17 protein-coding genes are annotated in these 26988 nt (G+C 68.3%); 4 read left to right on the forward strand and 13 right to left on the reverse strand.

All coding sequences use genetic code 11. The features are described 5' to 3' along the window. Positions 1 to 26: 26 nt before the first annotated feature. From dnaE to lspA, 6 genes are all read right to left on the reverse strand, one after another. A complete protein-coding gene (gene dnaE, locus K9U37_RS14545; RefSeq protein ID WP_243072280.1) occupies positions 27 to 3563 on the reverse strand; it encodes a DNA polymerase III subunit alpha in 3537 nt (1178 codons plus the stop codon). Positions 3564 to 3646: 83 nt separating this feature from the next. After that, complete coding sequence (locus K9U37_RS14550; RefSeq protein ID WP_243072281.1) at positions 3647 to 4231, reverse strand: SecDF P1 head subdomain-containing protein; 585 nt, start codon at positions 4229 to 4231, stop codon at positions 3647 to 3649. Positions 4232 to 4297: 66 nt separating this feature from the next. Then, positions 4298 to 4726: an Rv1490 family membrane protein gene (locus K9U37_RS14555; protein ID WP_504871053.1), complete on the reverse strand. Its 429-nt coding sequence runs from the start codon at positions 4724 to 4726 to the stop codon at positions 4298 to 4300. An 87-nt stretch (positions 4727 to 4813) separates the two neighbouring features. Then, positions 4814 to 5800 carry an EamA family transporter RarD gene (rarD, locus tag K9U37_RS14560; RefSeq protein ID WP_243072283.1) on the reverse strand — a complete coding sequence of 329 codons (987 nt, stop codon included), beginning with the start codon at positions 5798 to 5800 and terminating at the stop codon, positions 4814 to 4816. After that, on the reverse strand, positions 5797 to 6723 hold the full coding sequence (locus K9U37_RS14565) for an RluA family pseudouridine synthase (RefSeq protein ID WP_243072284.1): 927 nt from the start codon (positions 6721 to 6723) through the stop codon (positions 5797 to 5799). Before K9U37_RS14565 ends, rarD begins: the two co-directional genes overlap by 4 nt. Continuing rightward, positions 6723 to 7304 carry a signal peptidase II gene (gene lspA / locus K9U37_RS14570; protein WP_243072285.1) on the reverse strand — a complete coding sequence of 194 codons (582 nt, stop codon included), beginning with the start codon at positions 7302 to 7304 and terminating at the stop codon, positions 6723 to 6725. The genes K9U37_RS14565 and lspA overlap by 1 nt, the downstream gene beginning before the upstream one ends. 42 nt (positions 7305 to 7346) lie before the next feature. Between lspA and K9U37_RS14575 the strand changes: the two genes are divergently transcribed. Beyond that, entirely contained in the window at positions 7347 to 8267 is a 921-nt protein-coding gene (locus tag K9U37_RS14575; protein WP_243072286.1) for an asparaginase domain-containing protein, read from the forward strand. On the opposite strand, the gene K9U37_RS14580 is transcribed toward K9U37_RS14575, so the two are convergent. From K9U37_RS14580 to K9U37_RS14590, 3 genes are all read right to left on the reverse strand, one after another. Further along, a complete protein-coding gene (locus tag K9U37_RS14580; RefSeq protein ID WP_243073386.1) occupies positions 8232 to 9578 on the reverse strand; it encodes a DNA polymerase IV in 1347 nt (448 codons plus the stop codon). The genes K9U37_RS14575 and K9U37_RS14580 overlap by 36 nt on opposite strands. A 50-nt stretch (positions 9579 to 9628) precedes the next feature. Then, a complete protein-coding gene (gene ileS / locus K9U37_RS14585) occupies positions 9629 to 12748 on the reverse strand; it encodes an isoleucine--tRNA ligase (protein ID WP_243072287.1) in 3120 nt (1039 codons plus the stop codon). Positions 12749 to 12990: 242 nt separating this feature from the next. After that, positions 12991 to 13590 (reverse strand): hypothetical protein, encoded by a 600-nt coding sequence (locus K9U37_RS14590; protein WP_243072288.1) that lies wholly within the window; start codon positions 13588 to 13590, stop codon positions 12991 to 12993. Positions 13591 to 13658: 68 nt separating this feature from the next. Between K9U37_RS14590 and K9U37_RS14595 the strand changes: the two genes are divergently transcribed. The 3 genes from K9U37_RS14595 (at position 13659) to K9U37_RS14605 (ending at position 16382) form a co-directional block, all read left to right on the forward strand. Continuing rightward, a complete protein-coding gene (locus K9U37_RS14595; RefSeq protein WP_372489522.1) occupies positions 13659 to 14258 on the forward strand; it encodes a hypothetical protein in 600 nt (199 codons plus the stop codon). Positions 14259 to 14380: 122 nt separating this feature from the next. Then, complete coding sequence (locus K9U37_RS14600) at positions 14381 to 15646, forward strand: glycosyltransferase (RefSeq protein WP_243072289.1); 1266 nt, start codon at positions 14381 to 14383, stop codon at positions 15644 to 15646. 10 nt (positions 15647 to 15656) lie between these two features. Next, entirely contained in the window at positions 15657 to 16382 is a 726-nt protein-coding gene (locus K9U37_RS14605; RefSeq protein WP_243072290.1) for a GAP family protein, read from the forward strand. Positions 16383 to 16390: 8 nt separating this feature from the next. Here K9U37_RS14605 and K9U37_RS14610 read toward each other — a convergent pair whose 3' ends face one another. The 4 genes from K9U37_RS14610 to pks2 are packed head-to-tail and all read right to left on the reverse strand — an operon-like array spanning position 16391 to position 26950. Beyond that, entirely contained in the window at positions 16391 to 17800 is a 1410-nt protein-coding gene (locus tag K9U37_RS14610) for a hypothetical protein (RefSeq protein ID WP_243072291.1), read from the reverse strand. Positions 17801 to 17810: 10 nt separating this feature from the next. After that, the gene (locus tag K9U37_RS14615; RefSeq protein WP_243072292.1) at positions 17811 to 19202 is read right to left on the reverse strand and encodes a hypothetical protein; all 1392 of its coding nucleotides are present in this window, start codon (positions 19200 to 19202) and stop codon (positions 17811 to 17813) included. Between the two features lie 5 nt (positions 19203 to 19207). Further along, positions 19208 to 20644: a condensation domain-containing protein gene (locus K9U37_RS14620; RefSeq protein ID WP_243072293.1), complete on the reverse strand. Its 1437-nt coding sequence runs from the start codon at positions 20642 to 20644 to the stop codon at positions 19208 to 19210. A gap of 24 nt (positions 20645 to 20668) precedes the next feature. After that, a complete protein-coding gene (gene pks2 / locus K9U37_RS14625) occupies positions 20669 to 26950 on the reverse strand; it encodes a sulfolipid-1 biosynthesis phthioceranic/hydroxyphthioceranic acid synthase (protein ID WP_308197386.1) in 6282 nt (2093 codons plus the stop codon). Between the last annotated feature and the right edge of the window lie 38 nt (positions 26951 to 26988).

Consider the following 26988-nt stretch of genomic DNA (forward strand, 5'->3'; position numbering starts at 1 on the left):
CGCGGTTGGACCGGTACGGGCCCTGATCAGCCCCCCAGGCAGCCCGGCCCCAGCAGGGCCTTCAGGTCACCCATCAGCGCCGAGGACGGCGTCACCCGCAGCGACTGGTCGAGTTCCAGCGTCGTGATGCGTTCACCGCTGATCAGCCGCAGATGCACCTGCGAGGTGCCGGGATGGCGGGCCAGCACCTGCTTGAGCGCGGAGACCTTGTCGATGGTGCACTGCCTGGTGGGCAGACTCACCGCCAGCGGCCGGTCGATCTGGGCGTTCGAGAAGTCCGGCACCACAAGCTCATTGGCGATCAACGAGATCCGGTCGTCCTGGACGCGCACCTTCGCCCCGACCAGCACCACGGCGTCGTCGGCGATCTCGGCGCCGAACATCGAATAGGTCTGCGGGAAGAACATCACTTCGATGCCACCGGTCAGGTCCTCCAATTGCGCTGAGGCCCAAGGCATTCCGTTCTTGTTCACCCGCCGGTTGACGCCGGCGAGGATACCGCCGACTCGGACCTGGGTGTCGTTGGCGATATCCCCGTCGAGGACGGCCGGGATCTGAGTGTCCACCTGCATGGCCAGCAGGTGAGCCACCCCCTTGAGCGGATGGCCGGACACGTACAGGCCCAGCATCTCCCGCTCGAGTGCCAGCTTGTGCTTGTCCTCCCATTCGTCGTCGGGCACCTTGATGGTGAAGACGGCGTCGGCCGACGCCCCGTCATCGGCACCGCCGAACAGGTCGAACTGCCCCATCGCCTCGGCCTTCTTGGTGCCGAGCACCGAGTCGACGGCGTCGGTGTGCACCAGGAACAGTCCCTTGCGCGGGTGGCCCAGTGAGTCGAAAGCGCCTGCCTTGACCAGGGATTCGGTGACCTTCTTGTTGCAGGCCGCGATGTCGATCTTGTTGAGGTAGTCGGAGAAGTCGGTGAACTTGCCTTTGGCGGTCCTGGTGGCGATCAGCGAACTCACGACGTTGGCGCCGACGTTGCGGATGGCACCGAGGCCGAACCGGATGTCGGCACCCACCGAGGCGAAGTTCAGCTCGGACTCGTTGACGTCGGGCGGAAGCACCGTGATGCCGAGCTTGCGGCAGTCGGCCAGGTACACCGCCGCCTTGTCCTTGTCGTCGCCGACCGAGGTGAGCAGCCCGGCCATGTACTCGGCCGGGTAGTTCGCCTTGAGGTAGGCCGTCCAGTACGACACCAGCCCGTAGCCCGCGGCGTGCGACTTGTTGAACGCATAGTCGGCGAACGGAAGGATGGTGTCCCACAACGCTTTGATGGCGCCTGAGGAGAACCCGTTGGCCTTCATGCCGTCGGAGAAGCCCTCGAACTCCTTCTCCAGCACCTCGCGCTTCTTCTTGCCCATGGCCTTGCGCAGAATGTCTGCTCGGGCCAGCGAGTAGCTGGCCACCTTCTGCGCGATGCGCATGATCTGCTCTTGGAAGACGATCAGGCCGTAGGTCTCAGCGAGGATGTCCTGCAGCGGCTCGGCGAGTTCGGGGTGGATCGGCTTGATCGCCTGCCGGCCGTTCTTGCGGTCGGCGTAGTCGTTGTGGGCGTTCATGCCCATCGGGCCGGGCCGGTACAGCGCGAGCACGGCGACGATGTCCTCGAACCCGGTGGGCTGCATGCGGCGCAACAGGTCTCGCATCGGGCCGCCGTCGAGCTGGAACACCCCGAGCGTCTCACCGCGGGAGAGCAGCTCGTAGGTCGCCGGGTCGTCGAGCGGCAGCGACTCCAGCACCAGGTCGATGCCCCGGTTGGCTGCGATGTTCTCCAGCGCGTCACCGATGATGGTCAGGTTGCGCAGGCCCAGGAAGTCCATCTTCAGCAGGCCGATGGCCTCACACGACGGGTAGTCCCAGCCGGTGATGACAGCCCCGTCCTGCGGCCGCTTCCACAGCGGGATCGCGTCCGTGAGCGGCTCGGAGCTCATGATAACCGCGCAGGCGTGCACACCGGCGTTGCGGACCAGGCCCTCCAGGCCGCGCGCGGTCTCGTAGATGGTCCGGACGTCGGGGTCGGTGTCGATCAGCCCGCGAACCTCGGCAGCCTCCTTGTACCGTTCGTGGTTGGGATCGGTGATCCCCGACAGCGGGATGTCCTTGGCCATGATCGGCGGCGGCAACGCCTTGGTGATGCGGTCGGCGATCGCGAAGCCGGGCTGACCGTAGTGCACCCGGGCGGAGTCCTTCAGTGCGGCTTTGGTTTTGATCGTGCCGAACGTGATGACCTGGGCGACCCGGTCACTGCCCCACTTCTCGGCGGCATAGCGCACCATCTCGCCGCGGCGGCGGTCGTCGAAGTCGATGTCGATATCGGGCATCGACGTGCGCTCGGGGTTGAGGAACCGCTCGAACAGCAGCCCGTGCGGGATCGGGTCGATGTCGGTGATGCCCAGCGCATAGGCCACCAGTGAGCCGGCCGCCGACCCGCGGCCCGGGCCGACGCGGATGTCCACCGAGCGGGCGTAGTTGATCAGGTCAGCCACGATCAGGAAGTACGACGGGAAGCCCTTGTCGCAGATGACCTCGATCTCGTAGCCGGCCCGCTCGATGTACTCGGTCGGCACACCGCAGGGGAACCGGCGGGCCAGCCCGCGGTCCACCTCCTGGCGCAGCCAGGTGGCCTGGGTGTGTCCCTCTGGCACCGGGAAGATCGGCATCCGGTCGCGCGGGGTCCACACGTCGGCGTATGACTGCACCCGCTCGGCGATCAGCAGCGTGGAGTCGCAGGCCTCCGGGATCTCGGCGTCCCAGAGTGCGCGCATCTCGGCGGCCGACTTGAGGTAGTAGCCGTCGCCGTCGAACTTGAAGCGGTTCGGGTCCGACAGCGTCTTGCCGGTCTGGACACACAGCAGCGCCTCGTGGTTGTGCGCGGCGTCGCGGGTGACGTAGTGGCAGTCGTTGGTGGCCAGCGGCCGAATTCCGAGCTTGCGGCCGACCTCGAGCAGGCCGTCACGGACCCGGCGCTCAATGGACAGCCCGTGGTCCATCAGCTCCAGGAAGAAGTTGTCCGGGCCGAAGATCTCGCGCCACTTGGCGGCCGACTCCAGCGCCTCCCGGTCGTGGCCGAGCCGCAGCCGGGTCTGCACCTCACCGGACGGGCAGCCGGTGGTGGCGATGATGCCCTCGGCATGCTCGGCGATGATCTCGGCGTCCATCCGGGACCACTTGCCCAGCTGCCCCTCGAAGGACGCGCGGGAGGACAGCTTGAACAGGTTGCGCAGGCCGGTGGCGTTCTCGGCGACCATCGTCATGTGCGTGTAGGAGCCGCTGCCGGAGACGTCGTCGGCTTTCTGGCCGGGGTCGCCCCACAGCACCCGGCGGGTGTCGAACCGCGAGGCGGGCGCGATGTAGGCCTCCACGCCGATGATCGGCTTGATGCCGACCTTGGTGGCTGCGTTGTAGAACTCGCTGGCGCCGAACATGTTTCCGTGGTCGGTCATGCCGATGGCCGGCATCTCCAGGCGCTGCGCCTCGGCCAGCATGGGGGTGATCTTCGCCGCACCGTCGAGCATGGAGTACTCGGTGTGATTGTGCAGGTGCACGAAGCTGTTGCCCATAGGCCCGTCAGTCTAGGGCCGCCGACCGACAGACTTCGGCGTGTCGCGGCTCGTGTCCCGGGCCGAGTTCACGACCCCGCGCATCAGGCCTCGTCACGCAACATCCGGGCGATTTCCTTGGCCTGTTCGGAGCTCACGTCGCCGGACAGCTGCAGCACTTGACCGTCGATCGGCTCGGTGATCTTGGGTGCCCACACGACGATCCCGGCTCGGACGAACGCCACCTGCTGGCCGACGTGCGCAGCGGTGTAGCGCGCGAAGTCCGTCGTGGATTCTTCTGTCATCGTCACCTGTACGAGCTGCTTGTTGGTCAGTGGATTGAGGAACGAGTCGACGTCGGTGAGCTGCGGGCGAAGATCCTCCGGACCGAGGTCGTACACCGCGGTCTTGGTGATGTCGCAGGTGCGCAGCGGCTGATCCGGCGGCGTCGGCGGTGGCGGCTCGCACTGGTCCGGGGTGGTCACGATGGCTCTGATGACCGGCCGCAGCGCCACCGGCTTGATGGTGGGCACCGGTTTGGTGGTGGTGGTGATCGGCGTGGAGGCCTGGTTCTTCATCATGGCAGGCGCCATGAGCACACCGAGCACCGGAACAACGATCGCCGCGGCGGCCAGGGCCGCGGTGATGGCGATCAGGATCCGCCGGTTACGGCGGCTGGTGTCGGTCATGCGGTCCTCGGGCTTGGCGCGGTGGGCTGACCCGTGAAGCTACCCCGGAGGACCTCAGAAGTCGAGTCACATCGGCACGGGAGCGCCGAAGCCGGGAATGATGCCCACCGGGACGACGGCCAGCAGGATCACGCCCACGGCGAAGACCGTCAGGGTGCGGCGAGTGGGCGCGCGGTCAACCTCCGGTTGGGTGGCTGCGTAGAGCAGGAAGACCACGGACAGGTCGAAGCTGATGATCACCCACCACCGGATCCAGTCCACCCCGGTGAGGAAGACCGGCAACATCAGGACCAACCCGATCAGCATGGTGCCGCGACGAGCCCACAGCAGCTCGCGGAACCGTCGGAACGGAACACCTGCGACGTGGCTGATGGCCAGAACCGAGACGGCGAGCACACCGATACCGAACGCGGTCGAGGCGACGAGCGCACCGGCACCCAGGCTGCCGACGAAGCGAAGGCCGTCGGTGAAGTTCTCGTCGAAGTGCGGCAGGATCGCCCGGCACGGCGATGGTCATCAGGATTGCCACCCACACCACCAGCAGCACCGCGAAAGTGAGGTAGAAGCGACGGTGGCCCTGGCTCACGGCGCTGGTCGACATGTATCCCCCGGTGGCAGGCTCTGCGGGCTGTCTGGCCGCCGGGTGATTATAGATTCACCGCGCCGGTCGGTCCGTTCCGCGCGCGCCCGCCGCAGCGCGTCAGCACTGAAGATCACCAGGGCAAGCCAGATCAGCGCGAACCCGATCCAGCGCGCCGGGGGCATCGGCTCGTGGTCGACGACCACACCCAGAGTCATCTGCATCGCCGGGGTCAGGTACATCAGCAGGCCCAGCGTCACCAACGGCAGGCGCTGGGCTGCCGCGGCGAACAGCAGCAGCGGGACTGCGGTGATCGGGCCCGACAACATCATCAGCGCGACATGGCCCACTCCGTGACTGGTGAACTGGCCGTGCCCGGTGAGCTGGATCGCCGCGATGTAGACGATCGCGAACGGGGCCGCGATGGCCGCCTCCAACCCGACGCTGACCCGCGGATCTGTCGGCACCACCTTCTTGATCGCGCCGTAGAGGCCGAATGTGAACGCCAAACCCACTGCGATGTAAGGGAATCCACCCACCCCGACGCCCAGCAGCACCACGGCCGACACGGCGATCAGCACGGCTGCCGATTGCGTGCGGTTGAGCCGCTCGCGGAAGAGCACCACGCCCAGCAGGACGCTGACCAACGGGTTGATGAAATACCCCAGCGCGGCGTCCACCACGTGGCCGTTGTTGACGGCGTAGATGTAGATGACCCAGTTGCCCGACACCAGCGCCGAGGCACACACCAGCAGCAGCCAGGTGCGCCGGTCGATGCGCCCGATGTCCGACAGTCGGCGGGTGACCACCAGCACCGCGGCCATCAGCACGAGCGTCCACACGATCCGGTGCGCGAGCACCTCCAGCGACCCGGCCGGTTTCAACAGCGGGAAGAACAGCGGGAACAAGCCCCACGACCCGTAGGCCCCGATGCCGTACAGCAAGCCCAGGCCCCGGCGGTCGGCGGTAGTGCGCGCCGGTGGGGTCACGATTCGCTGCGCAGCACATCCAGCGCATGCTGCAGATCGGCCGGATAAGGGCTCGTGATCTCCATGCGTCTGCCGTCGGCCGGGTGTGCGAACGCCAACGAGCGGGCGTGCAACCACTGGCGCTCCAGGCCGAGCCGCTTCGCTAGCACCGGGTCTGCGCCGTAGGTCAGGTCACCGGCGCAGGGATGGTGCAGCGCGGCGAAGTGAACCCGGATCTGATGGGTGCGGCCGGTCTCCAGATGAATATCCAGAAGGCTTGCCGCCCTGAACATTTCGACAGTGTCGTAATGGGTGATGCTGTGCCGGCCGGTCTCGGTGACGGCGAACTTCCAGTCGTGCCCGCGGTGCCTGCCGATCGGAGCGTCGATGGTGCCGCTGGACGGGTCCGGATGTCCCTGCACCACCGCGTGATAGCGCTTGTCGACGGTGCGCTGCTTGAAGGCGCGCTTCAGCACGGTGTAGGCCCGTTCGGACAGCGCGACCACCATCACCCCGGAAGTGCCGACGTCCAGACGCTGCACGATGCCCTGGCGTTCGTGGATGCCCGACGTGCTGACCCGAAAGCCCGCGCCGGCCAGGCCGCCGAGCACGGTCGGGCCGTGCCAGCCGACCGTCGCGTGAGCGGCCACCCCGGGCGGCTTGTCCACCGCGACGATGTCGTCGTCGGAGTACAGCACCGTCATGCCCTCGATCTCCACGGGCGTGTTCTCCGGCGGCGCAGGCGCTTCCGGCAACGTGACGTGCAACCACGCCCCGGCTTCGAGCCGGTCGGACTTGCCCGCGGGCACACCGTCGATCTCGACGCCTCCGCTTTCGGCGATCGCCGCCGCGGCGGTTCGTGACAATCCGAGCAGCCGGGCCAGGCCGGCGTCGACGCGCATGCCGGCCAGACCCTCCGGGACTGGCATCGACCGTTCCGTCATCAGCTGGACTCGGCCTCGTCGGCCGACGGGCTCCTGCGCCTCCCGGTGGTATCGAAGTCGAACCCGAACAGCGACAGCGCCACCAGCAGGATCGCCCCGCCGACCACGGCCGGATCGGCCACGTTGAACACCGGCCACCAGCCGACGGACAGGAAGTCGACGACGTGTCCGCGCAGCGGGCCCGGTGAGCGGAAGAACCGGTCCACCAGATTGCCCAGGGCACCGCCCAGGATCATCCCCAGACCGATCGCCCACCACGGCGAGACCAGCCGCCGGCCCATCCAGAAGATCCCGACCACCACACCGACGGCGACCAGCGTCAGCACCCAGGTATAGCCGGTGGCCATCGAGAACGCCGCACCGCTGTTGCGCACGAGCGTCCAGGTGACGGTGTCGCCGATGATCGACACCGGTTGTCCCGGGGTGAGCAGCTTGACGGCGAGAACCTTGGTGACGACGTCGAGGGCCAGCACCACACCCGCAACCGACAGCAGCAGCCGCAGGCAGCGCGGCGCCGGCCGGCTGTCCGGCTCGGCGGCCCCGGTCACCGGCGCGGCGCTTCCCGTGGTTTCATCGCTCACTCCCCTATCATTCCCTAGTCCGGTTGCTGCCATGATGGCCGCATGCCCCGACTCGTCGTCGTGACCACCGGTGGGACGATCGCCACCAGTGCCGACGCCGAGGGTGTGCTGCGCCCCGCGCGCGCTGGCGCGGAGCTCGCTGCCGGACTCGGCGTGGAGGTGATCGACGTCTGCAACGTCGACAGCTCCCAGCTCACCCCGGCGGACTGGTTGCGCATCGCGGCGGCCGTCGGCGATGCGGCAGCTGGAGGTGCCGACGGGATCGTCGTCACCCACGGGACCGACTCGATGGAGGAGACCGCGCTGTGGCTCGACCTCACCTACGACGCCGACGCGCCGGTGGTGCTGACCGGAGCGGCCCACTCGGACGACGCCCCGGACGCCGACGGGCCGGCCAATCTGCGTGACGCCCTGATCGTGGCGGGCAGTGCGGGCGCCCGCGGCCTCGGTGCGCTGATCTGCTTCGCCGGGTCGGTGCGGGCTCCGCTGGGCACCACGAAGGTGGGCGGCCCCTCGCTGTTCGCCGGCACGCCGCCGCTGGGTGTGGTGCGCGACGGTGAATTCACCCTCGGCGCTGGCAAGCAGCGGCCGTACCTGGGCCGGCCCGTGGCCGGGTGCCGGGTCGACATCGTCTCGGCGTACCCGGGTGCCGACGGCGTGGCCATCGACGCGTTCATCGACGTCGGTGCGCGCGGTCTGGTTGTGGAGGCGATGGGTGCGGGCAACGCCGGTGCGCCGGTTGTCGAGGCGGTGCGGCGCGCATGCGCCCGCGGGGTGGCGGTCGCGGTCAGCACGCGGGTGCCTGCCGGCGGTGCCGGCGCCGCGTACGGACCCGGCCACGACCTGGTCGCTGCGGGGGCGGTGATGGTGCCGCGGCTGCGCGCCAGCCAGGCCCGGGTATTGCTGATGGCGGCGTTGGCTCTCGAATTACCCGTGGTCGACGTCGTCACCCGCTGGGGCTGAGTTCGCCAGCTCGTCGACGTACTGCGGCCAGTCCAGGCTGTCGACCGGGTTGGCGCGCACCAGATCGACGGCCTCGACGTCGAAGGTGCGCACCGCCCCCGGCCCGCTGCCGCGGGTCTCGAATCGCACGCTGACCACCCCGTGACCGGCGCCCTGTACCCAGCCGTGGCCGAAGCCGGGATGGCTCACGTCGTCGCCGATGCGCCAGCCTCCGGCGTCGGCTACCGGCTCGGGCACCGGCATGTGGGTGTCGGACAGCTCGGCTTCCTGCTGCTCGAGATCGGGAAACAGCGACTCCTGCCGGACGTCGGACAGGCCCGAAAACCCAACGCCGAGAAGGCGAATCGGGCCGACATCGCGAGGGTCGAGCAACAGCCGGCGTGCGGTGGCGGTCAGCGTCGCCGCGTCGGCGGTGGCATACGGCAGGGTCGCCGAGCGGGTCAGGGTACTCATGTCGGACTTCTTGAGTTTCACGGTGACCGTGCGGGCGCCGCGGCCGTCGCGCTCCAGGCGCTTGTGCGCGTGCTCGGCGATCGGCCCGGTGGCCTCCCGGAGCTGCTCGATGGTGGTGAGGTCGGCGGCGAAGGTCGACTCGGCGCTGATCTGTTTGGCCTCGGCCCGCTCGACGACCGGCCGGTCGTCGATGCCGCGGGCCAGCCGGTGCAGCGCGGGCCCGATGGTGGCACCCAGGATGCTGGCCGCCTCGGCGTCGGTCAGCGCGGCGAGCTGGCCGACGGTGTCGATGCCGAGGCGGTGCAGCTTGTCCTCGGCGACCGGCCCGACGCCCCACAGCCGACGCACCGGCAGGGCCTCCAGCAGGGGCGGTTCCTCGTCGCGCCGGATCACCCGCAGGCCGTCCGGTTTGGCCAGCTCGGAGGCGATCTTGGCGATCTGCTTGCCCGATCCCGCACCGACGGAGGCCACCAGCCCGGTCTCCTCGCGCACTCGCCGGCGCAGCCGGGTACAGAACTGTTCGACGTCGGCGACGCCGGCGCCGACGAGTTCTGCGGGCTCACCGAATGCCTCGTCGAACGACAGCTGCTCGAGAACCGGGACCATGGCGCGCACCGTGTCCAGCACGCGTCGGCTCGCGACGCCATAGACGACCCCGCGCGGCGGCAACACCACCGCCGCGGCTCCGACCAGCCGGCGGGCTTGATGCATGGGCATCGCCGAGCGGGCGCCGAACACCCGGGCCTCGTAGCTGGCACCCGCCACCACGCCGCGCCCGCCCAAGCCGCCGACCAGAACCGGCCGGCCCCGCAGCGTCGGCCGGGTCAGCTGTTCGACGGATGCGAAGAACGCATCCATGTCGAAGTGCAGGACCCAGCGTTCCACTGCTCTATCTTGCGGTCAGTGCGTCAGGCCTTGCTGATCGCCACCCGGACGCCGTCGCCGATCTCCACGCCGTCCTGGGGCTCACCGAACTCGAAGCTCGTCGCGAGGATCTCGTGGGCGATCAGGTCGCGGTGGGTGGTGGCCCAGTCCTGCTTGTCCGCGGGCACCGACATGTGCACGCGGATGCGGTCGCTGACCTCCAGGCCGGTTGACTTGCGCAGGTCCTGCAGTTCGCGGATGCGGTCCTTGGCCCAGCCCTCGGCCTCCAGCTCGGGTGTGACGGTGCCCTCGAGCACCACCAGGCCGGCCCCGTCGGGCAGCGCCGCCGTCCATTCGGGATCCGCGGCCACCAACCGGGAGCTGTACTCGTCGGCGTTGAGCACCACCTCACCCGCGCCGAGTGTGCCGTCGGAGTTGAGCACGCCCTGGCCCGCTTTCACCGCCTTGATGGCGTCCTGCACGGCCTTGCCCAGCCGGGGTCCCGCCGCGCGGGCGTTGACGGTCAACTCGAAGCGCCCGTAGCGGGCGATGTCGTCGGTGAGCTCGACGGCCTTGACGTTCAGCTCGTCGGCGATCAAGTCGGTGAACGGTTCGAGGTGTTGCGGATTGTTCACGGCCACAGTCAGTTTCGGTAGCGGTAGCCGAACGCGGAGCTTCTTGGCCTTGCGCAGCGAGGAGCCGGTCGAGCACACCTCCCGCACCTGGTCCATGGCGGCGACCAGATCAGGGTCGCGCGGCAGCACGTCGGCCTCCGGCCAGTCGGTCAGGTGGACCGACCGACCGCCGGTGAGACCGCGCCAGATCACCTCGGTGGCCAGCGGCAGCAGCGGTGCCGCCAGCCGGGTGGTGACCTCCAGCACGGTGTGCAAGGTGTCGATGGCGTCGGGGTCCTCCTCCCAGAACCGCGAACGCGACCGCCGCACATACCAGTTGGTGAGCGCCTCGGTGAACTGGCGCAGCTGCTCGCACGCCCCGGAGATGTCGCAGACGTCCATCGCGTCGGTCAGGCTGTCCCGGAGTTCGGCCAGCTTGGCCAGAATGTAGCGATCCAGCACGTGAGGCGAATTCGTGTGCCAGGTGCCGACTTTGGGAGCATAGAGCGTCAGGAAGCTGTAGGCGTTCCACAGTGGGAGCAGCACCTGCCGAACACCTTCGCGGATGCCCTGCTCGGTGACGATCAGGTTGCCGCCGCGCAGGATCGGCGAGGCCATCAGGAACCAGCGCATCGCATCGGAGCCGTCGCGGTCGAACACTTCGTTGACGTCGGGGTAGTTGCGCAGCGACTTGCTCATCTTCTGACCGTCGTTGCCCAGCACGATGCCGTGCGACAGACAGGTTTTGAACGCCGGGCGGTCGAACAGCGCGGTGGCCAGCACGTGCAGGGTGTAGAACCAGCCGCGGGTCTGGCCGATGTACTCGACGATGAAGTCACCGGGGAAGTGAGTCTGGAACCAGTCGACGTTCTCGAACGGGTAGTGCACCTGCGCATACGGCATCGACCCGGAGTCGAACCAGACGTCGAAGACGTCCTCGATGCGGCGCATCGTCGACTGCCCGGTCGGGTCGTCGGGATTGGGCCGGGTCAGCTCGTCGATGTAGGGCCGGTGCAGGTTGTCCGGGCGCAGCCCGAAATCGCGCTCCAACTCGTCGAGGCTGCCGTAGACGTCGATCCGCGGATAGGCCGGATCGTCGGACACCCACACCGGAATCGGGGTGCCCCAGTAGCGGTTTCGCGAGATCGACCAGTCCCGGGCGCCGGAGAGCCACTTGCCGAACTGACCGTCCTTGACGTGTTCGGGATACCAGGTGATTTCCTGGTTGAGCTCCACCATCCGGTCACGGAATTCGGTGACCTTGACGAACCAGGACGACACCGCCCGGTAGATCAGCGGGTTGCGGCACCGCCAGCAATGCGGATAGGAGTGCTCGTAGGTCTCGTGCCGGATCAGCACCGGGGTGTTGACCGCCGCCGCCGCGGTGCCGTTCTTGAGGTCCCGGATGATCTGCGGGTTGGCGTCGAACACGTGCTGGCCCTGGTAGTCCGGGACCGACGCGTCGAAGCGTCCCTTGGAGTCCACCGGGGTGACGGGCACGATGCCGACGGTGTCGGTGGTGGCCTTGTCGTCCTCGCCGTACGCGGGCGCCATGTGCACGATGCCGGTGCCGTCCTCGGTGGTGACGAAGTCGCCGCGCAGCACCTGAAAAGCGTTGGCCGAGTCGGCGAAGTACTGGAACGGCGGCAGATAGCGCAGGCCGAGCAGCTCTTCACCGCGCAGCGTGGCCAGGACCTCGGGCTCCTCCCCCAGCTCGCGGGCATAGGCGCCCAGCCGCGCCTGGGCCAGGACGTACCGTCGATCTTCCACCCGCACAACCACATACGTGACCTCGGGGTTGACAGCGACGGCCTGGTTGGACGGCAGCGTCCACGGCGTGGTGGTCCAGATCAGCAGGTGCGCACCGTCGAGATTGTTGCCCGGGGCGTCGACGCGGAACCCGACCGTGATGGCCGGGTCCTGGCGGCTCTGGTAGACGTCGTCGTCCATGCGCAGCTCGTGGCTGGACAGCGGGGTCTCGTCGTTCCAGCAGTACGGCAGCACCCGCACACCCTGGTAGGCAAGGCCGGAGTCCCACAGCTGCTTGAACGCCCAGATGACCGACTCCATGAAGGACAGGTCGAGCGTCTTGTAGTCGTTGTCGAAATCGACCCAGCGGGCCTGACGGGTCACGTACTCGCGCCACTCAGCGGTGTACTTCAGCACCGAGGCCCGGCAGGCGTCGTTGAACTTCTCGATGCCCATCTCCTCGATCTGCGCCTTGTCGGTGATGCCGAGCTGGCGCTGCACCTCGAGTTCGGCGGGCAGACCGTGGGTGTCCCAGCCGAATCGGCGTTCCACCTTGTAGCCGCGCATGGTCCGGTAGCGCGGGACGATGTCCTTGACGTAGCCGGTGAGCAGATGGCCGTAGTGCGGCAGCCCGTTGGCGAAGGGCGGACCGTCGTAGAAGACGTACTCCGGCGCGTCGTCGCGACGAGCGATGCTGGCGCGGAAGGTGTCGTCGTCAGCCCAGTAATCCAGGACCTCGAGCTCGAGGGCGGGAAAATTCGGTGAGCCGCCGGACGACTTCGGGTAGCCATTCTCGGTCACGATGCGCGTTCGTCTCCTGTGCCGGTAACCAGCACGGGGACGACGACGCGCCGGTGCGCGAGCGCCGCGGTACCACCCCGCTTACGCACTGATGTGCGTCGCTCATTGCAGGCTGTGACGGGCCCTACCGTTCGGTTCTACTGAGTCCCGACCGCAGTCGGGCTGTTCTTCCGAAGGCTCCCCGGTGATGGCCGGATCGACGCCGCTGCCGACGATTCTAGCGTCGCCGTCAGCTCAGTCGTTCAGGCGGCGCCTTCGACCGGGGTGACTTCGGACGTCAGGCCGATCAGCCCGAGCCGGAACTGACCGGCCAGCTCCTCGACCGTGCATAGGTCCAGCCGGCGCATGTCGTACCACCAGTCCATCTGGATGACCTCGCCGCACCAGAAGGCGAGCACACCCAGGGCGGGCCCGTCGACGACCTGCAACGACCCCAGCGAGGGATCCGGCGGCATCGCCAGGAACGAGAAGACCACCTCGGCCGACGTCACCGCGGAGTGCGATGAAACCGTCAGCGCGCGCCGCACGTCGGCCACTAGACCGTCGGCATCCAGCTCACGCTCGGTGGCGCAGCAAAGCCGGATCGGACCCACGGTGGTCAGACCGCCGACGGTCACCACGCCGACGCCGATGGTCCGCGCGATGGCGCGACCCATGGCTGCCAGCAGCAGTTCCTCGACGCCAACGCCGGCCGTCTCCACGGCCCCGTCGAGTTCGGCGGTCAGTTCGCGGTCCAGCGGAGCCGAGAGCCGGACCATATCGTCCGGTCGGGGACGGCCTGCAATGTCATCGTCGACTACCCGCACATGGCTCGACGGGCCGGTCACGGGAGGAGCAACCATGCCAACACCGTAGCGGGAAGTGGCCGCGACCCTCAACATCGCGCTTCAGGGCGGCCGCGGTGTTCCTGATGTCGCCGTTCGCCTCGCAGACCGTCGGGCACGTGCTGCACGCCCTCACCGGTATGTGGAACCTCGAGGACTACATCGGCCACGACTGCTACATCGTGGCCGCCTCGGCCATCGTCTACAACGCACTGGGGCGACTGCAGGACGACGGGGCCATGCAGGAAGCCTTCAAGCAATACGTCGAGCGGCCGGCGACACTGTGCATTCCGCTGCTGCTGGCAACGTTCTCGATGGGCAACGGAGCTGCCGTCTACCGGTCGGACTTCTTCCAGGTGCCCACCGACTTCTGGCCGTCCACCTACCGGCTGCTGCTCTGCGGCATGCTGATCTACCTGCTGGTCTACGGGTCGCGGGCCCTGCTGATCCTGCGCAGGGACCCCGCTCGCGGCGGATCGCCAGTACCTACCTGCGTCCTCGCCTGCTCCATCCGCATAATCACCGCCTACCTGCCCGGGCTCCAGCGGCTCGAGGGCGGCACCCTGGTGTGGTTTTTCGCCTGCACCTGCGGTGCGGGGTTCACCCTCGCCTCCGTGCACTCCTGGCGAATCAAGACGAAGTGGTTCACGCATACCCCGGTTGATTTTCACGCATACCCCGGTTGATTGAGGTAGGGGTAACCGGATCCCGGTGTTTCCCCGTCCGGTCGCGCGGGCGGTGCCACTGCTCGGCTGTGTTCTAATCGGCACATGCGTCGAAGCGGAGACGGGCGGAGTTACGGGACTCGATGAGCATCTTTGCGCTCGCAGTTCACGGAACCCGCGGAGACGTCGAGCCGTGCGCGGCTGTCGGCCTGGAGCTGCGCCGCCGGGGTCACGAAGTTCGGATGGCGGTGCCCCCGGACCTAGTGCCTTTCGTCGAGCACGCCGGCCTGTCCCCCGCTGTCGGATACGGTGTCCATTCCCAGCAGCAGGTCGAATCCGACGTCTTCCAGAACTGGTGGAAGGCCAGGAACCCCCTCACGGCGCTACAGCGGCTGCGCGACTACGCGACCGACGGCTGGGACGAGATGGGCTCGGCTCTGACGTCGTTGTCCGAGGGATCCGACCTCATCCTCACCGGAACCACCTATCAGGAAGTCGCCGCCAATGTCGGTGAGTACCAGCATCTTCCCTTGGCGACATTGCACTACTTCCCGGCCAGGCCCAACGCCGTCCTGGGCGAGATTCTCCCGGTTCCGCTGCCCGGACCCGTCGTACGAGCCGGAATGGTCGTCGGTGAGTGGGCCTACTGGCGCCTGCTGAAACAGGCCGAGGACCGACAACGACGGCAGCTCGGTCTTCCTCCGGCGACCACTCGGTCGATGCGCCGCATCGTCGAGCGCGGCACGCTCGAGATCCAGGCGTACGACGAAGCACTCTTCCCGGGACTCGCAGCCGAGTGGGGCGACACGCGGCCCTTCGTCGGCTCGATCACGATGGAATTGAGCACGGAGACTGACGAAGACGTGGCGAGGTGGCTCGCCGAGGGAAGTCCGCCCATCTACTTCGGGTTCGGCAGTACACCAATTGATTCGCCGGACGAGGTGTACGCCGTGATCGACGCGGTGTGCGCGGAACTCGGTGAACGGGCCCTGATCTGTTCGAGCATCTGGTCGGACCGCCCCGGCGTGGACCGCATCAGGGTGGTGAAGTCCGCCAACTACCCCACGGTGTTCCCGAATTGCCGCGCAACCGTGCACCATGGCGGAGCGGGGACCACGTCGGCGGGTCTGCGGGCAGGTCTTCCCACCGTGATCCTCTGGTCCGTGGCCGATCAGCCGGTGTGGGCCAACCGCGTGGAGCGGTTGAAGGTGGGTGTCGCCCAACGATTCTCGAAACTCAGCCGGGAGTCGCTGCTCGCGGCGCTGCGCAGGGTTCTCGAACCCGGCTATGCCCAGCGCGCCCGGGAGTTGTCCACCCGGATGATCAGACCGGCCGACGGCGTCGCCAAAGCGGCCGATCTCCTCGAGGCAGCTGCCGACCACGCCAGTGACAACGGCGCGAGCCGATAGGGTCGGCTCTGTGTGGACCACCGTACTGGTGCTCGCCATCGCGGTGAACTTCGAGCCAACCAGAATCGGCCTGGTACCGCTGATGCTCGCGCGGCCGCGTCCGCTGCTTCAGCTCTTCGCGTTCCTGTGCGGCTGCCTGACCATGACGCTCAGCGTCGGACTTCTTGTGCTGTTCGTATTCCACAAGAGTCCGCTCGGCACCGACAAGACGAACGGCGCTCTGATCCAGATCGTCGTCGGCGGCGTTGCCCTCATCGTGGCGGCGGTCCTGGCGAGCAACCTGACGTTGCGCAGGACCTCGAGCGACCCGGTGCCCAGTACGATGGCCACGGACCCGGCGGCTGGTGCCGAACCGCAGCCGCCTGCTCCCCGGGCAATCGACCGGATGTCGACCATGGTGAAAAAGATTCTGCAGAAGGGCAACTCACCCTGGATCGCCGCCCTCGTCGGTCTCGGTGTGGGGCTTCCCTCGGTCGACTACATGGCGATTCTGATCGTCATCGGTGCCTCGGGGGCGGCTCCCCCGGCTCAGGCCGCTGCGCTCGTGACGTTCCTCGCCCTCGGCCATGCCGTGGTCGCGGTACCGCTGGTGAGTTACCTGATCGCGCCGGCGAAGACCCACGATGCCGTTGCCAGATTCCAGAGCTGGATTCAGGCCCGGACTCGCCGGGAGTTCGCCATCCTGCTGACGATCATCGGGTTGATCATGATCGGCATCGGTGTCAGGGGCCGGTAGTCGGCGCGTTATTCGATGGCCCCGGTCAGGCCGAACTCGGTGAGCACCGAGGCCGCCAGCGCCCGCAACCTGGCCTTCGAGTTCTCCGCGCCGATCTGATACGCCTCGACCGAGATCACCACCTTGCCATTGATCCGCCCGGACACCACGACCAGCTGGCCGTGCGAGCGCTCCAACTCACGCAGCGTCACGTTCTGATCCAGCGCACGGATGAACACGTATTCGGCGTCGGTGCCGTCGACCTGAGCCAACTGAGGGGGCAGATCACCCAGGTTGGAGCACGACACCGGCAGATCCTCGGAGTAGGCGAACAGCAGCTCCGCTACCCCCTTTACCGCGGCTTTGGGCAGCCACGGCATCAGCGGCAGCAACTCGAAGGTCGGATCGGGCTCATTCTTGGCCGTCTCCCGCGCCGTCCGCACCACCGCTCGCGCCTCGGTGAGGTCTGTGGTCACCGAGGTCGGGTCGACGGTGGCGTTGGCGAAAGCCATCGCCAGGGCGCGGTCGTCATCCAGGCTCTCCCGGAGGTTGATCGCGATCACCAAGGTGACCGCCCCGTCTGACTGCCGACGACGCCCGAGGCGCTCCGCAAGCTTCGCGGTGAACCCCACAAACAGCGAATAGCTGCTCCCGCCAAGGTCTTTCGCGCGCGCATCCCAGTCGTCGATGTCGACGAAGAGCACGATCGAGGGCACCGCGACGATCTGGTCCCCGGGGCCGCCCTGCTCGGCGGCGGCACGCGACTTCCTCGACACCGCCAGTTCGCGGCGCTTGCCGTAGACCAGCTTGACGCCTTTGACGAACCCCCGGCGCGTCTGCGGCAGGTCGTGCACGGCCTGGCGCAGATCCGCCTTCAGCGCCTGCCAGCGGGGTCGCGTGCCAGGCCGGTCGTAGCCGGCGTCGCGGACGTTGCCGGTGACGGCTTCGAAGATGGCGAGACCCGCGCCGATACCGTCGCCGATCACATGCGACCCGACCATGCTGATGGCGGTGGCGCCGTCGGTCAGGGGCTGAACGACGAGATACCAGGTCGGCCCGTGCTCGGGGTCGATCGGCAGGCTGGCCAGTTCGTCCGCCCAGTCCAGCAACGCGGCGCGGGGCCGGGCCTGCTCGTTGAACCTGATCTCCGACGGCGCGCTGGTTGGCTTGACCCACCGGGGTCGCCCGAAGGGCAGCGGCGAGCGTTCGATGTGCCTGCCGCCATGGGATTCGGCGAAGTTGCGATGAAAACGCCTGACCGCGTCGAAATCGAGCGGATGCTCGTAGACCCAGACGCACTGCATCAGCTGTCCGCGGCCGGTGGCGCGCATCAATTCGAACGCCGTCTGGTCGAGGAATTCCAGCCGGTGGTCGGCCACCGCGTCCGGCTGCGCTCTGCGTGCGAAAAGCCTTCGCTTGGCCTGTGATTCAGTCGTCATAGCGCAAACCTCACTCGATCACGCCGGACAGATCGAACTGCGCCAGCGTCTGTCCGATCACCTCGCGCAGACTCGCGATCGTGTTCTCGGCACCCGGCTGGTAGCTGATCACCGAGACCAGCATCTTGTCGGCCAGACGCGCCGAGATCACGGTCAGCAAGCCACCGCGGCGCTCCAGAACCGACCGCTTGACGTTGCGGTCCACGCCGCGGAACCACATGGAGTCGGCGGGCGTCCCGTCGATGAGAAGCAGGTACTCGGGCACTTCTCCGAGGTTCGAGCAGGTGACCGGCATATCGGAGGAGAAACCGAACGTCATGTCGGCCATCGCGCGCATCGCGCGCTTGGGCAGGAACGGGATCAGTGGAAGCAGTTCGACCATCTCGTCGGGGGTCTCCCGGGCCGCGGCCAAGCCCTGCTTGATCGCCGTGCGGAGACCTGAGAGGTCTTTGGTGACCGGTTCCGGGTCGACGCGGATGTTGGCTATCGTCACCATGTTGCCGCCGGTGTCCTCGAGAGTGAACCGCTCACTGACCGGAACCATCAAGGTGGCCGCGCCATCCTCCGGACGAGTGCGTCCGAGGTTCTCGGCAAGCTTGCCCGCGAATCCCGCAACAAGCGAAAGCCGGTTTCCACCAAGGGTTTCCGCTCGTGAATCCCACTCGTCGATGTCGATGGCAGCGACCGCCGTCGGCAGCACCACTCGCTCATCACCGGCACTGGCCGGCACCGGCGGTTTCGGCCCGACCAGCTCGTGGCGGCGCGCAACCGCGACCTTGGCCGCCTTGACCAGGGTGCGCGCCGTCTCCGGCAGGTCGGCGAGGGTCTGGTGGAGGTCTTCGATCACCGCACGGCGGCGAGGACGCGAGTGCGGCGCCGGATAGTCCAGGTTCTGCTCACCGCCGCTGATCGTGTCCAGGATGGAGAAGACCGCGGCGCCTCCGTCGGCCACAGCATGGGAGATGACCAGGCTGATGCCGGTAGTGCCGTCGGTGAACAACTGCACACCCATGCGCCAGCCTGGCCCGCGCTCCGGATCCAGCGGCAGCTCGACCTGATCGTCAGCCCACTGGTAGAACTCCTCGCGAGGTCGCGGGTGCTCGCCGACGTCGAGTGCGGTCTGCGGTCCCGGCACCGAGACCCAGCGGTGGCGGCCGAAAGGCACCGGCGAGCGTTCGATCAACCGGGCCACGAGTCCGTGGCCGAGCGTCTGGTGGAACCGACGCACCCCGTCGAGGTCGACTGGGTGGCGGTAGACCCAGATCGCCTGCATGACGGCGGCTTGTTCGGCGCCACGCAGCGCCAGCAGGAGCGCCTGATCGGCGAAGGGCACCACGTTGTCCGGCAGTGGGCGCGGCGCACGGCGGCGAAAGCGCCGAAGCAGTCGGCGGTCGTCAGCCACGAAGATCAGACCGTCGCTTTCGGCAGCCGGGGAGACGACACGGACTCGGCACGGCCCTCAGCCACCCGCAAATAGATGCACTTCAGCTGCTCGACGAACTCCGCCACCGACTCACGCGCGACGAGATTGTCGGGGTAGGCCACCGTGATGATGGTGCCCTCCGCACGCCGATTCACCCACATGCCAACCTGATTGGCGGCACCGAGATCGGTGTAGACGTGGCCGTTGAGCCCGTGCCACTGCGAGACGATCAAGGGATTCAGCGGGGGCAGTCCGACGTCGAGATACGACAGCATCGGCACGCCGGGACCCGGCGGGCGGATCCCGGGGATCGACTCGGCGAGCTCGAAGACACGCTCGATCGGAACGTTCGCAACCGGCATCCGCGAATCGAACGACGCCTGGGCGGCGCGCGCCACCTCCGCGAAGGACCGGGCCGCCACGGGAACCGACACCGGAACGAGCCCGGTGAACCACCCGGTCGTCATGAATTCCGCGGGAGTGCTCCGGGTGGTGGTCGGTGTGATGACGTAGTAGTCGTCGTCACCGGTCAGCTCGCGATGTGCGATTGCGGCACAAGCGAATACCCCGCCGATGAACCGGACCCCGGCCGACGTGCACGCCGATTCGAAGCGGTCCGTCTCGTGGTCGTCCATCAACTGCACCGTCAGCAGGTCCCCGCTGCACGGCTCGGACGGATCACCCAGCGGAAGCGGGAAGGTCGGCAACGTGCCGCCGTTCTTCTCCAGGAACTCCACCCAGGTGCGGACATCGGGAGAATCTAAGGTCAGCCCAGCGGTGAACTCCCGCTGACGCAGGCAGTAATCGCTGTAGCTGCCCGCCTCCGGTAGCCGGATCGGGGCGCCGCCGCCGGCGACTGCCTCGTAGTTCATGTGCATCTCGACGAACAACGCCACCATGAACATGGCGTCGGCGTGCAAGTGGTCGATGCTGACGTAGAACGTGAAGTGGTCGGCGCGCTGGATGACGCCGAACCGGAAGCAGTCCCACTGCAGCGGGCTCGGCGTGTCCAGGACGTGCTGACGCCACTGGCCGGAATTCATCTCGCCGTGCTTGGTGGCCACGAACTGGATGGCCCCCGGGTCACTGATGGTGTGGCGGACGACGTCGTCGTCGTCGCCGAACTCGAACCAGCTGTGGTAGGTGTCGTGCCGGCGCAGGTAGGAGTTGATGACGTAGGTCATCGCGCGGATGTCGCAGCGGCCCGGCATGTTCCACGCCGGGATGAGCAACCGCGCCATCTCCAGCCCGTTGGCGGAGTGGTTGCGATAGCTGCGGATGTGCTGTTCCTGCTGATAGCTGGGCGGCACGTCGCTGATCGGAGCGTCTGACACCTTCGCCAGGCAGCCCGGCGAAGGTGTCCACGACACGACCGTTCCCGGCGCATCAACCCAGTCATGGACTGCTGTGAGCGCAACCACTCTCTAGTCCCCTATTCGCACCTGTCAGCGGGATGGTGCTGACGAGATCACACCGGCCAACGTCTCGCACAGGCCCTCGGCCAGCGCCCGGACGGTCGTGATGTCCATGGAACGCACGCGGATGCCCGTCTCGGTCTCGAGGCGAGTACGCAGTTCGAGGTTGCCCAGCGAGTCCAGACCATACTCGGAAATCGGCCGATCCGGGTCGATCGAGCGACGCAGGATCAGGCTGAGCTGCTCGGAGACCAGTCGGCGGACCCGGGTCGGCCACTCCTCGCGCGACAGCGTGTGCAGTTCGGAACGGAAGCTGCTGGTGTCGCCGGGGCGGTCCGAGCTGGACTGGAACGCCTCGGCGAACGGGCTGCGCTGCGCCAAGTCGGTCAGCCACGGCGTACTGATGACCGGCGCGTAGCCGCTGTAGGCACGGTTGTGCCGCAGCAGTGCCTCGAAGGCGTGGGCGCCGTCTTCCGGGCTGATCATCGCGGTGTCGCCACCGGCGGCAAGGTGAGCACCCGCGCCGATCTGATCCCACGCCGCCCACGCGATCGCCGTCGCGGGCAGGCCCTGGGCCCGGCGCCACTGGGTGAACCCGTCCAGCCAGCTGTTGGCCGCGGCGTAGGCGCCCTGGCCCGGCGAGCCCATCAGGGCCGCCGCCGACGAGAACGAGCAGAACCAGTCCAGCGGCTGTGCCGTGGTAGCCCGGTGCAGGTGCCACGCGCCGTACACCTTGGGCGCCCAGTCCCGGTCGACGAGTTCGTCGGTGATGTTGGTCAAGATGGCGTCCTCGACCACCGCGGCAGCGTGCAGCACACCGCGAACCGGCAGGCCGGTCACGGTTGCGGCCGCCACCAGGCGGTCAACGGTCTCGGCCCGTGCGACGTCGCCGGTGACGACCTCGACCTCGGCGCCGGCGGCCCGCATGCGGGCGATCTCCTCCAGCGCCTCGGGCTTGGGCTGCGAACGCGAGTTCAGCACGATCCGGCCGCAGCCACCCGCCGCCATCTTCGCGCCCAGGAACAAGCCCAGCCCGCCCAGACCACCGGTGATGATGTAGGAGCCGTCCCGGCGGAAGACCGGGGCCTGCTCGGGCGGCACCACCGCGGTGCTGTGGCCGACCTCGGGCACCGACAGCAGCAGCTTGCCGGTGTGCTCGGCGGCACCCATCACGCGGATCGCCGTGGCCGCGTCGGCCAGCGGGTAGTGCGTGGTCTCCGGTCGAGGCAGAACACCCTCGGCCGTCAGGCGGTAGACGGTGTCCAGCAGGGCACGGATCTTTTCGGGGTGCGTGGTGGCCATCAGTGCCAGGTCGACACCGTAGAACGACAGGTTGCGGCGGAACGGGAACAGACCCAGCCGGGTGTCGCCGTAGATGTCCTTCTTGCCGATCTCGACGAACCGTCCGCCGAAGGCCAGCAACTCGACGCCGGCCCGCTGCGACGCCCCGGTCAGCGAGTTCAGCACGATGTCGACGCCGTAGCCGTCGGTGTCGCGGCGAATCTGCTCACCGAAGGCGGCGGTACGCGAGTCGTACACACGGGTGATCCCCATGCCGCGCAACAACTCCCGACGCTCCTCGGTGCCGGCCGTGGCGTAGATCTCGGCTCCGGCCGCACGGGCGATGGCGATGGCGGCCTGCCCCACGCCGCCGGTGGCGGAGTGGATCAGCACCTTGTCGCCGGCCTTGATGTGCGCCAGGTCGTGCAGGCCGTACCACGCCGTGGCCGCCGCGGTGGAGACGGCGGCCGCCTGGTCGTCGCGCAGGCCGGCAGGCAGGGTCGCGGCCACGTCGGCGTCGCACGTCACGAAGGTGCCCCAGCACCCGTTGGGCGAGATGCCGCCGACGTGATCACCAACCCGGTGCGAGGTGACCTGCGGGCCGACCGCGGTCACGACACCGGCGAAGTCGATGCCCAGTTGCGGCTGACGGCCCTCGAAGCTCGGGTACCGGCCGAAGGCCACCAGGACGTCGGCGAAGTTCAGGCTGGACGCGGTGACGGCGACCTCGATCTGTCCGGGGCCCGGCGGGATGCGGTCGCACGCCGCCAGCTCCAGAGTTTCGATGTCACCCGGGGTGCGGATCTCCAGTCGCATCCCGTCGCGGGAGTGGTCGACGACGGTGGTGTAGCGCTCATCGGGCCGCAGCGGGCTCGGGTACAGGTGGGCGGTGTACCACTGTCCGTCACGAAAGGCAGTCTCGTCCTCCTCGTTCCCGCTGAGCAGCTCACGCGCCACCAGCTTGGCGTCGACGGCGTCGTCGACGTCGATCTGGGTGGGCCGCAGCTGCGGGTGCTCGGCACCGATCACGCGCAGCAGACCGCGCAGGCCCGCCTGCTCGAGATTGGGCCGGTCCTGCGGCAACACCGTCTGGGCGTTGCGGGTGACGACGTACAGGCGCGGCGCGTCCCCCTCGACGTCGGCGAGCTCACGGGCGATGCGCACCAAGTGGCGCACCTGCTCGCCGCCGCGCACCGGCAGCTGCTCCTCGGGGCAGCCGTTGAGGCCGGCAGTGACGACCACGACGTTGTCGAAGCCGCCCTCGGTGAAGTACCCGCCGAGGCGCTCGGCGTTGGAGGCGTGATCGGCGTGCTGCGGCCACGACATCGTGGTCACGTCGGCGTCGCTGAGCTTGAGCGCATCGGTCAGCGCGGACGCCAGCAGGTCGGCCACGTCGGAGGTGCTGACCACCAACCAGGTCGCGGAATTCTGGTGAGTCACCTCGGTGAGCTGCTGCTGGCGCCACTCGATGGCCAGCAGTCGCTCGTTGAGCACGCGGTCGCCCTCGTGGGCTTCCGACATGCCGCTGCCCATGCGCAGGCGGTGCACCGAGAGCATCACCGTGCCGTAGTCGTCGAGCAGGTCGATGTCGGCCTCGGCCGAGGACCCGTCCAGCGAGGTGATCCGGGTCAGGCAGTACCGCGCGTTGCGGGTCGGGCCGTGCACGCGCAGCCGGTCGATGCCCAGCGGCAGCAACAGGCCGCCTGCGCCGGAGGCCTGCACACCCGGGTGGGCGGCGACCGACTGGAAGCAGGCGTCCAGCAGGGCGGGATGCACACCATAGGCGGTCTGCTGGGTGCGGATCGCGGTCGGCAGGCCGATCTCGGCGAGCACGGTGTCGGACTCGGTGCCGCCGGCGTTGACGGCGACCAGGCCGGTGAACGCCGGGCCGAACTGCACACCTCGGCCATCGAACCAGGAGCGGACCTCAGCGCCGTCGGCGCGGTCTGGATGGGACGCCAGCAGCGTGTCCAGGTCGTAGGAGCGCGGCTGCTCGTCGTCCTCGGCGGCGTGCAGCACGGCGCTGGCGCGACGGTCCCGCTCGCCGTCGGAATCGGTCTCGACGACGAACTCCAGCACACCGGGCGACTGCACGGCGGCCATCGCGCTGACCGGCGTCTCGTCCTTGAGCAGCATCATCTGCTCGAACTTGACGTCGCGGACCTCCGAGGCCGAACCGAGCGCGGTGCGGGCGGCGGCCAGCGCCATCTCGCAGTAGGCGGCACCGGGCAGGGCGGGCACATTATTGATCTGGTGGTCAACCAGCCACGGCAGCGCGGCGGTGCCGACCTCGGCCTGCCAGGCGTGCCGCACCGGCTCCTCCAGCAGGCGCACATGCGAGCCGAGCAGCGGATGCGCGGCCACCAGATGGGCGCCCCGGGACTGCTGGTCGGCGTCCGGGGTCAGAACCAGCGTGCGGTGGGTCCACGTCGACAGCGGCGCGTCCACGAGCTTGCCTGCGGGCAGCAGCACGGAGAAGTCCACCTCGGCGCCCGCGGCGTACAGGTTGCCCAGGAACTCACCGAGCCCGTGCGGAACCTCCTGACCGCGGCGCATGCCGGCCAGGGCGGCCACCGTGATGTCCAGGGCGGCGGCGGTCTGGTCGATCGGGCGGGTCAGCAGCGGGTGCGGCGACAGCTCGCCGAACACGCGGAAGCCGTCCTCGAGCGCGGTCTGCACGGCCGCCGAGAACCGCACGGTGTGGCGCAGGTTGTCGACCCAGTAGTCGGCGTCGCAGTAGGGCTGCTCGCGCGGGTCGAACGAGGTCGCCGAGTAGTACGGGACCTCCGGGGCCATCGGGGTGATGTCGGCCAGCAAGTCCGACAGCTCGTCGAGGATGGGCTCGACCTGCGGCGAATGCGACGCCACGTCGACGTTGACCTCGCGGGCCATGATCTCGCGCTGCTCCCACGCCGCCACGATGTCGCGGACGGTCTGGGTGGCACCACCGATCACCGTCGAGTTCGGGGACGCCACCACGGCGACCACCACGTCCTCGATGCCCTGCTTCTCGAGTTCCTCCCGCACCTGCTGGGCGGGCATCTCCACCGACGCCATCGCCCCGCCGCCGGCCAGCCGCAGGCACAGCAGCGAGCGGCGGCAGATGACCTTGACACCGTCCTCCAGCGACAGCGCGCCGGCGACGACGGCCGCGGCGACCTCGCCCAGGGAGTGACCGATGACCGCACCGGGCTGTACGCCGTAGGCATTCATCGTGGCGGCCATGGCCACCTGCATCGCGAAGATGGCCGGCTGGACCTTGTGGATGCCCTCGACGGTCTCGCGGGCCGTGATGGCCTCGGTGACCGAGAAACCGGACTCGGCGGCGATCAACGGCTCGATCTCGGCGATCTTGGCGGCGAACACCGGCTCGGTGGCCAGCAGGCCGACGCCCATCGACGCCCACTGCGAACCCTGCCCGGAGAAGATCCAGACCGGCCCGCGGTCGTCGTGACCGACAGCCGGTTGGTAGGGCTCGTCGCCCTTGGCGACCTGGCGCAGACGCTGGATCAGCTCGGCGCGGTCGCTGGCGATGACAGCGGTGCGCACCGGGCGGTGTCCGCGACGGCGAGCCAGGGTGTAGGCCAGGTCGGTCGGCGAGAGATCCTTGTCGCCGCCCTCGACCCAGTCGGCCAGCCGGTCAGCGGTACGGCGCAATTCGTCGGCCGACGTCGAGCTGACCGGAAAGACCAGCAGCCCGGCTTCGGCGTCCTGCGTCGACGCGTCCCGCGCGGCGGCCGGCTCGGGCGCCTGCTCGAGAATGGCGTGCACGTTTGTCCCGGACATGCCGTACGACGACACCGCCGCCCGGCGCGGACCCTCGGCCACCGGCCACTCGGTGGCCTCGCTGGGAACGAACATTCCGGTCTGGACTTGTGCGAGATTGTCAGGAAGACGATTGAAGTGCAGGTTTTGGGGTACAAGACCGTGGTGCACCGAAAGCACGGTCTTCATCAGGCCCAGGACGCCCGCGGCGGACTCGGCATGGCCGAAGTTGGTCTTGACCGAGGTCAGCGCGCAGGGACCGGCATTGCCGTACACCTGCGAGATGCTGTTGAACTCCTTGGTGTCACCCACCGGGGTTCCGGTGCCGTGGCCCTCGACCATGCCGACGGTGTCGGGGTCGACACCGGCAGCTGCGAGCGCGGACTGGACGACCGAGACCTGGGCCTCCGTCGAGGGGGTGAGGATGTTCTCGGTCCGGCCGTCCTGGTTTGAGGCGGTTGCCTTGATGACGGCCAGCACGCGGTCGCCGTCGCGCTCGGCGTCCGAGAGGCGCTTGAGCACCACGATGCCGCAGCCCTCGGAGCGGACGAAACCGTCGGCCGCGACATCGAACGCGTGGCAGCGACCGGTCGGCGACAGCATGCCCTGGCCGGAGGCCGACGCGTAGAGGCGCTGGTCGAGCATGAGCATCACGCCACCGGCGAGCGCCATGTCGCTCTCGCCCTCGTGCAGGCTGCGGCAGGCGGTGTGGACGGCCACCATGCTCGAGGAGCAGGCGGTGTCGAGGGTCAGGGCGGGGCCCTGCAATCCAAGTGCGTGTGAGATGCGGCCGGAGGCCATGCTGAACGGCGTGCCGGTGAAGGCGTAGGCCTGGTCGAAGGCGCCGGCGTCGCTGGTCACCATCGCGTAGTCGTCGTGGGACATGCCGATGAAGACGCCGGTGGACGTGCCCGACATCTGTGCGGGCGTCATGCCGGAGTGCTCGACGGCCTCCCAGGCGGTCTCCAGCAGCACACGGTGCTGCGGGTCCATCGCGGTGGCCTCGCGCTCGTTGATGCCGAAGAAGTCGGGGTCGAAACCTGTGACGTCGTCGACGAAGGCACCCCAGCGAGACACCGAGCGGCCGGGCACGCCCGACTCGGGATCGAAGAGCTCATCGGCGTCCCACCGATCGGCGGGAACCTCGGTGACGAGGTCGGTGCCGTCCAGCAACGCCTCCCACAGCTTGTGGGGCGAGTCGATCCCGCCAGGCAGCCGGCAGGCCATACCGACCACTGCGATCGGGGCGACAGATGTCTCACGCACGTCCGGTCATCCTCACTCTTCATCAACTCTGAACATGG

Origin of the sequence: Candidatus Mycolicibacterium alkanivorans (genome assembly GCF_022760805.1) — a bacterium.
GTDB lineage: Bacteria > Actinomycetota > Actinomycetes > Mycobacteriales > Mycobacteriaceae > Mycobacterium > Mycobacterium alkanivorans.

Excerpts from the sequence above, each read along its gene's own strand:
- K9U37_RS14595 (WP_372489522.1), top strand. The coding sequence starts at position 13,659 with ATGTCGCCGTTCGCCTCGCAGACCGTCGGGCACGTGCTGCACGCCCTC.
- K9U37_RS14550 (WP_243072281.1), bottom strand. The coding sequence starts at position 4,231 with ATGACCGACACCAGCCGCCGTAACCGGCGGATCCTGATCGCCATCACC.
- K9U37_RS14590 (WP_243072288.1), bottom strand. The coding sequence starts at position 13,590 with ATGGTTGCTCCTCCCGTGACCGGCCCGTCGAGCCATGTGCGGGTAGTC.
- K9U37_RS14610 (WP_243072291.1), bottom strand. The coding sequence starts at position 17,800 with ATGACGACTGAATCACAGGCCAAGCGAAGGCTTTTCGCACGCAGAGCG.
- K9U37_RS14575 (WP_243072286.1), top strand. The coding sequence starts at position 7,347 with ATGCCCCGACTCGTCGTCGTGACCACCGGTGGGACGATCGCCACCAGT.
- K9U37_RS14580 (WP_243073386.1), bottom strand. The coding sequence starts at position 9,578 with ATGGATGCGTTCTTCGCATCCGTCGAACAGCTGACCCGGCCGACGCTG.
- K9U37_RS14565 (WP_243072284.1), bottom strand. The coding sequence starts at position 6,723 with ATGACGGAACGGTCGATGCCAGTCCCGGAGGGTCTGGCCGGCATGCGC.
- K9U37_RS14600 (WP_243072289.1), top strand. The coding sequence starts at position 14,381 with ATGAGCATCTTTGCGCTCGCAGTTCACGGAACCCGCGGAGACGTCGAG.
- dnaE (WP_243072280.1), bottom strand. The coding sequence starts at position 3,563 with ATGGGCAACAGCTTCGTGCACCTGCACAATCACACCGAGTACTCCATG.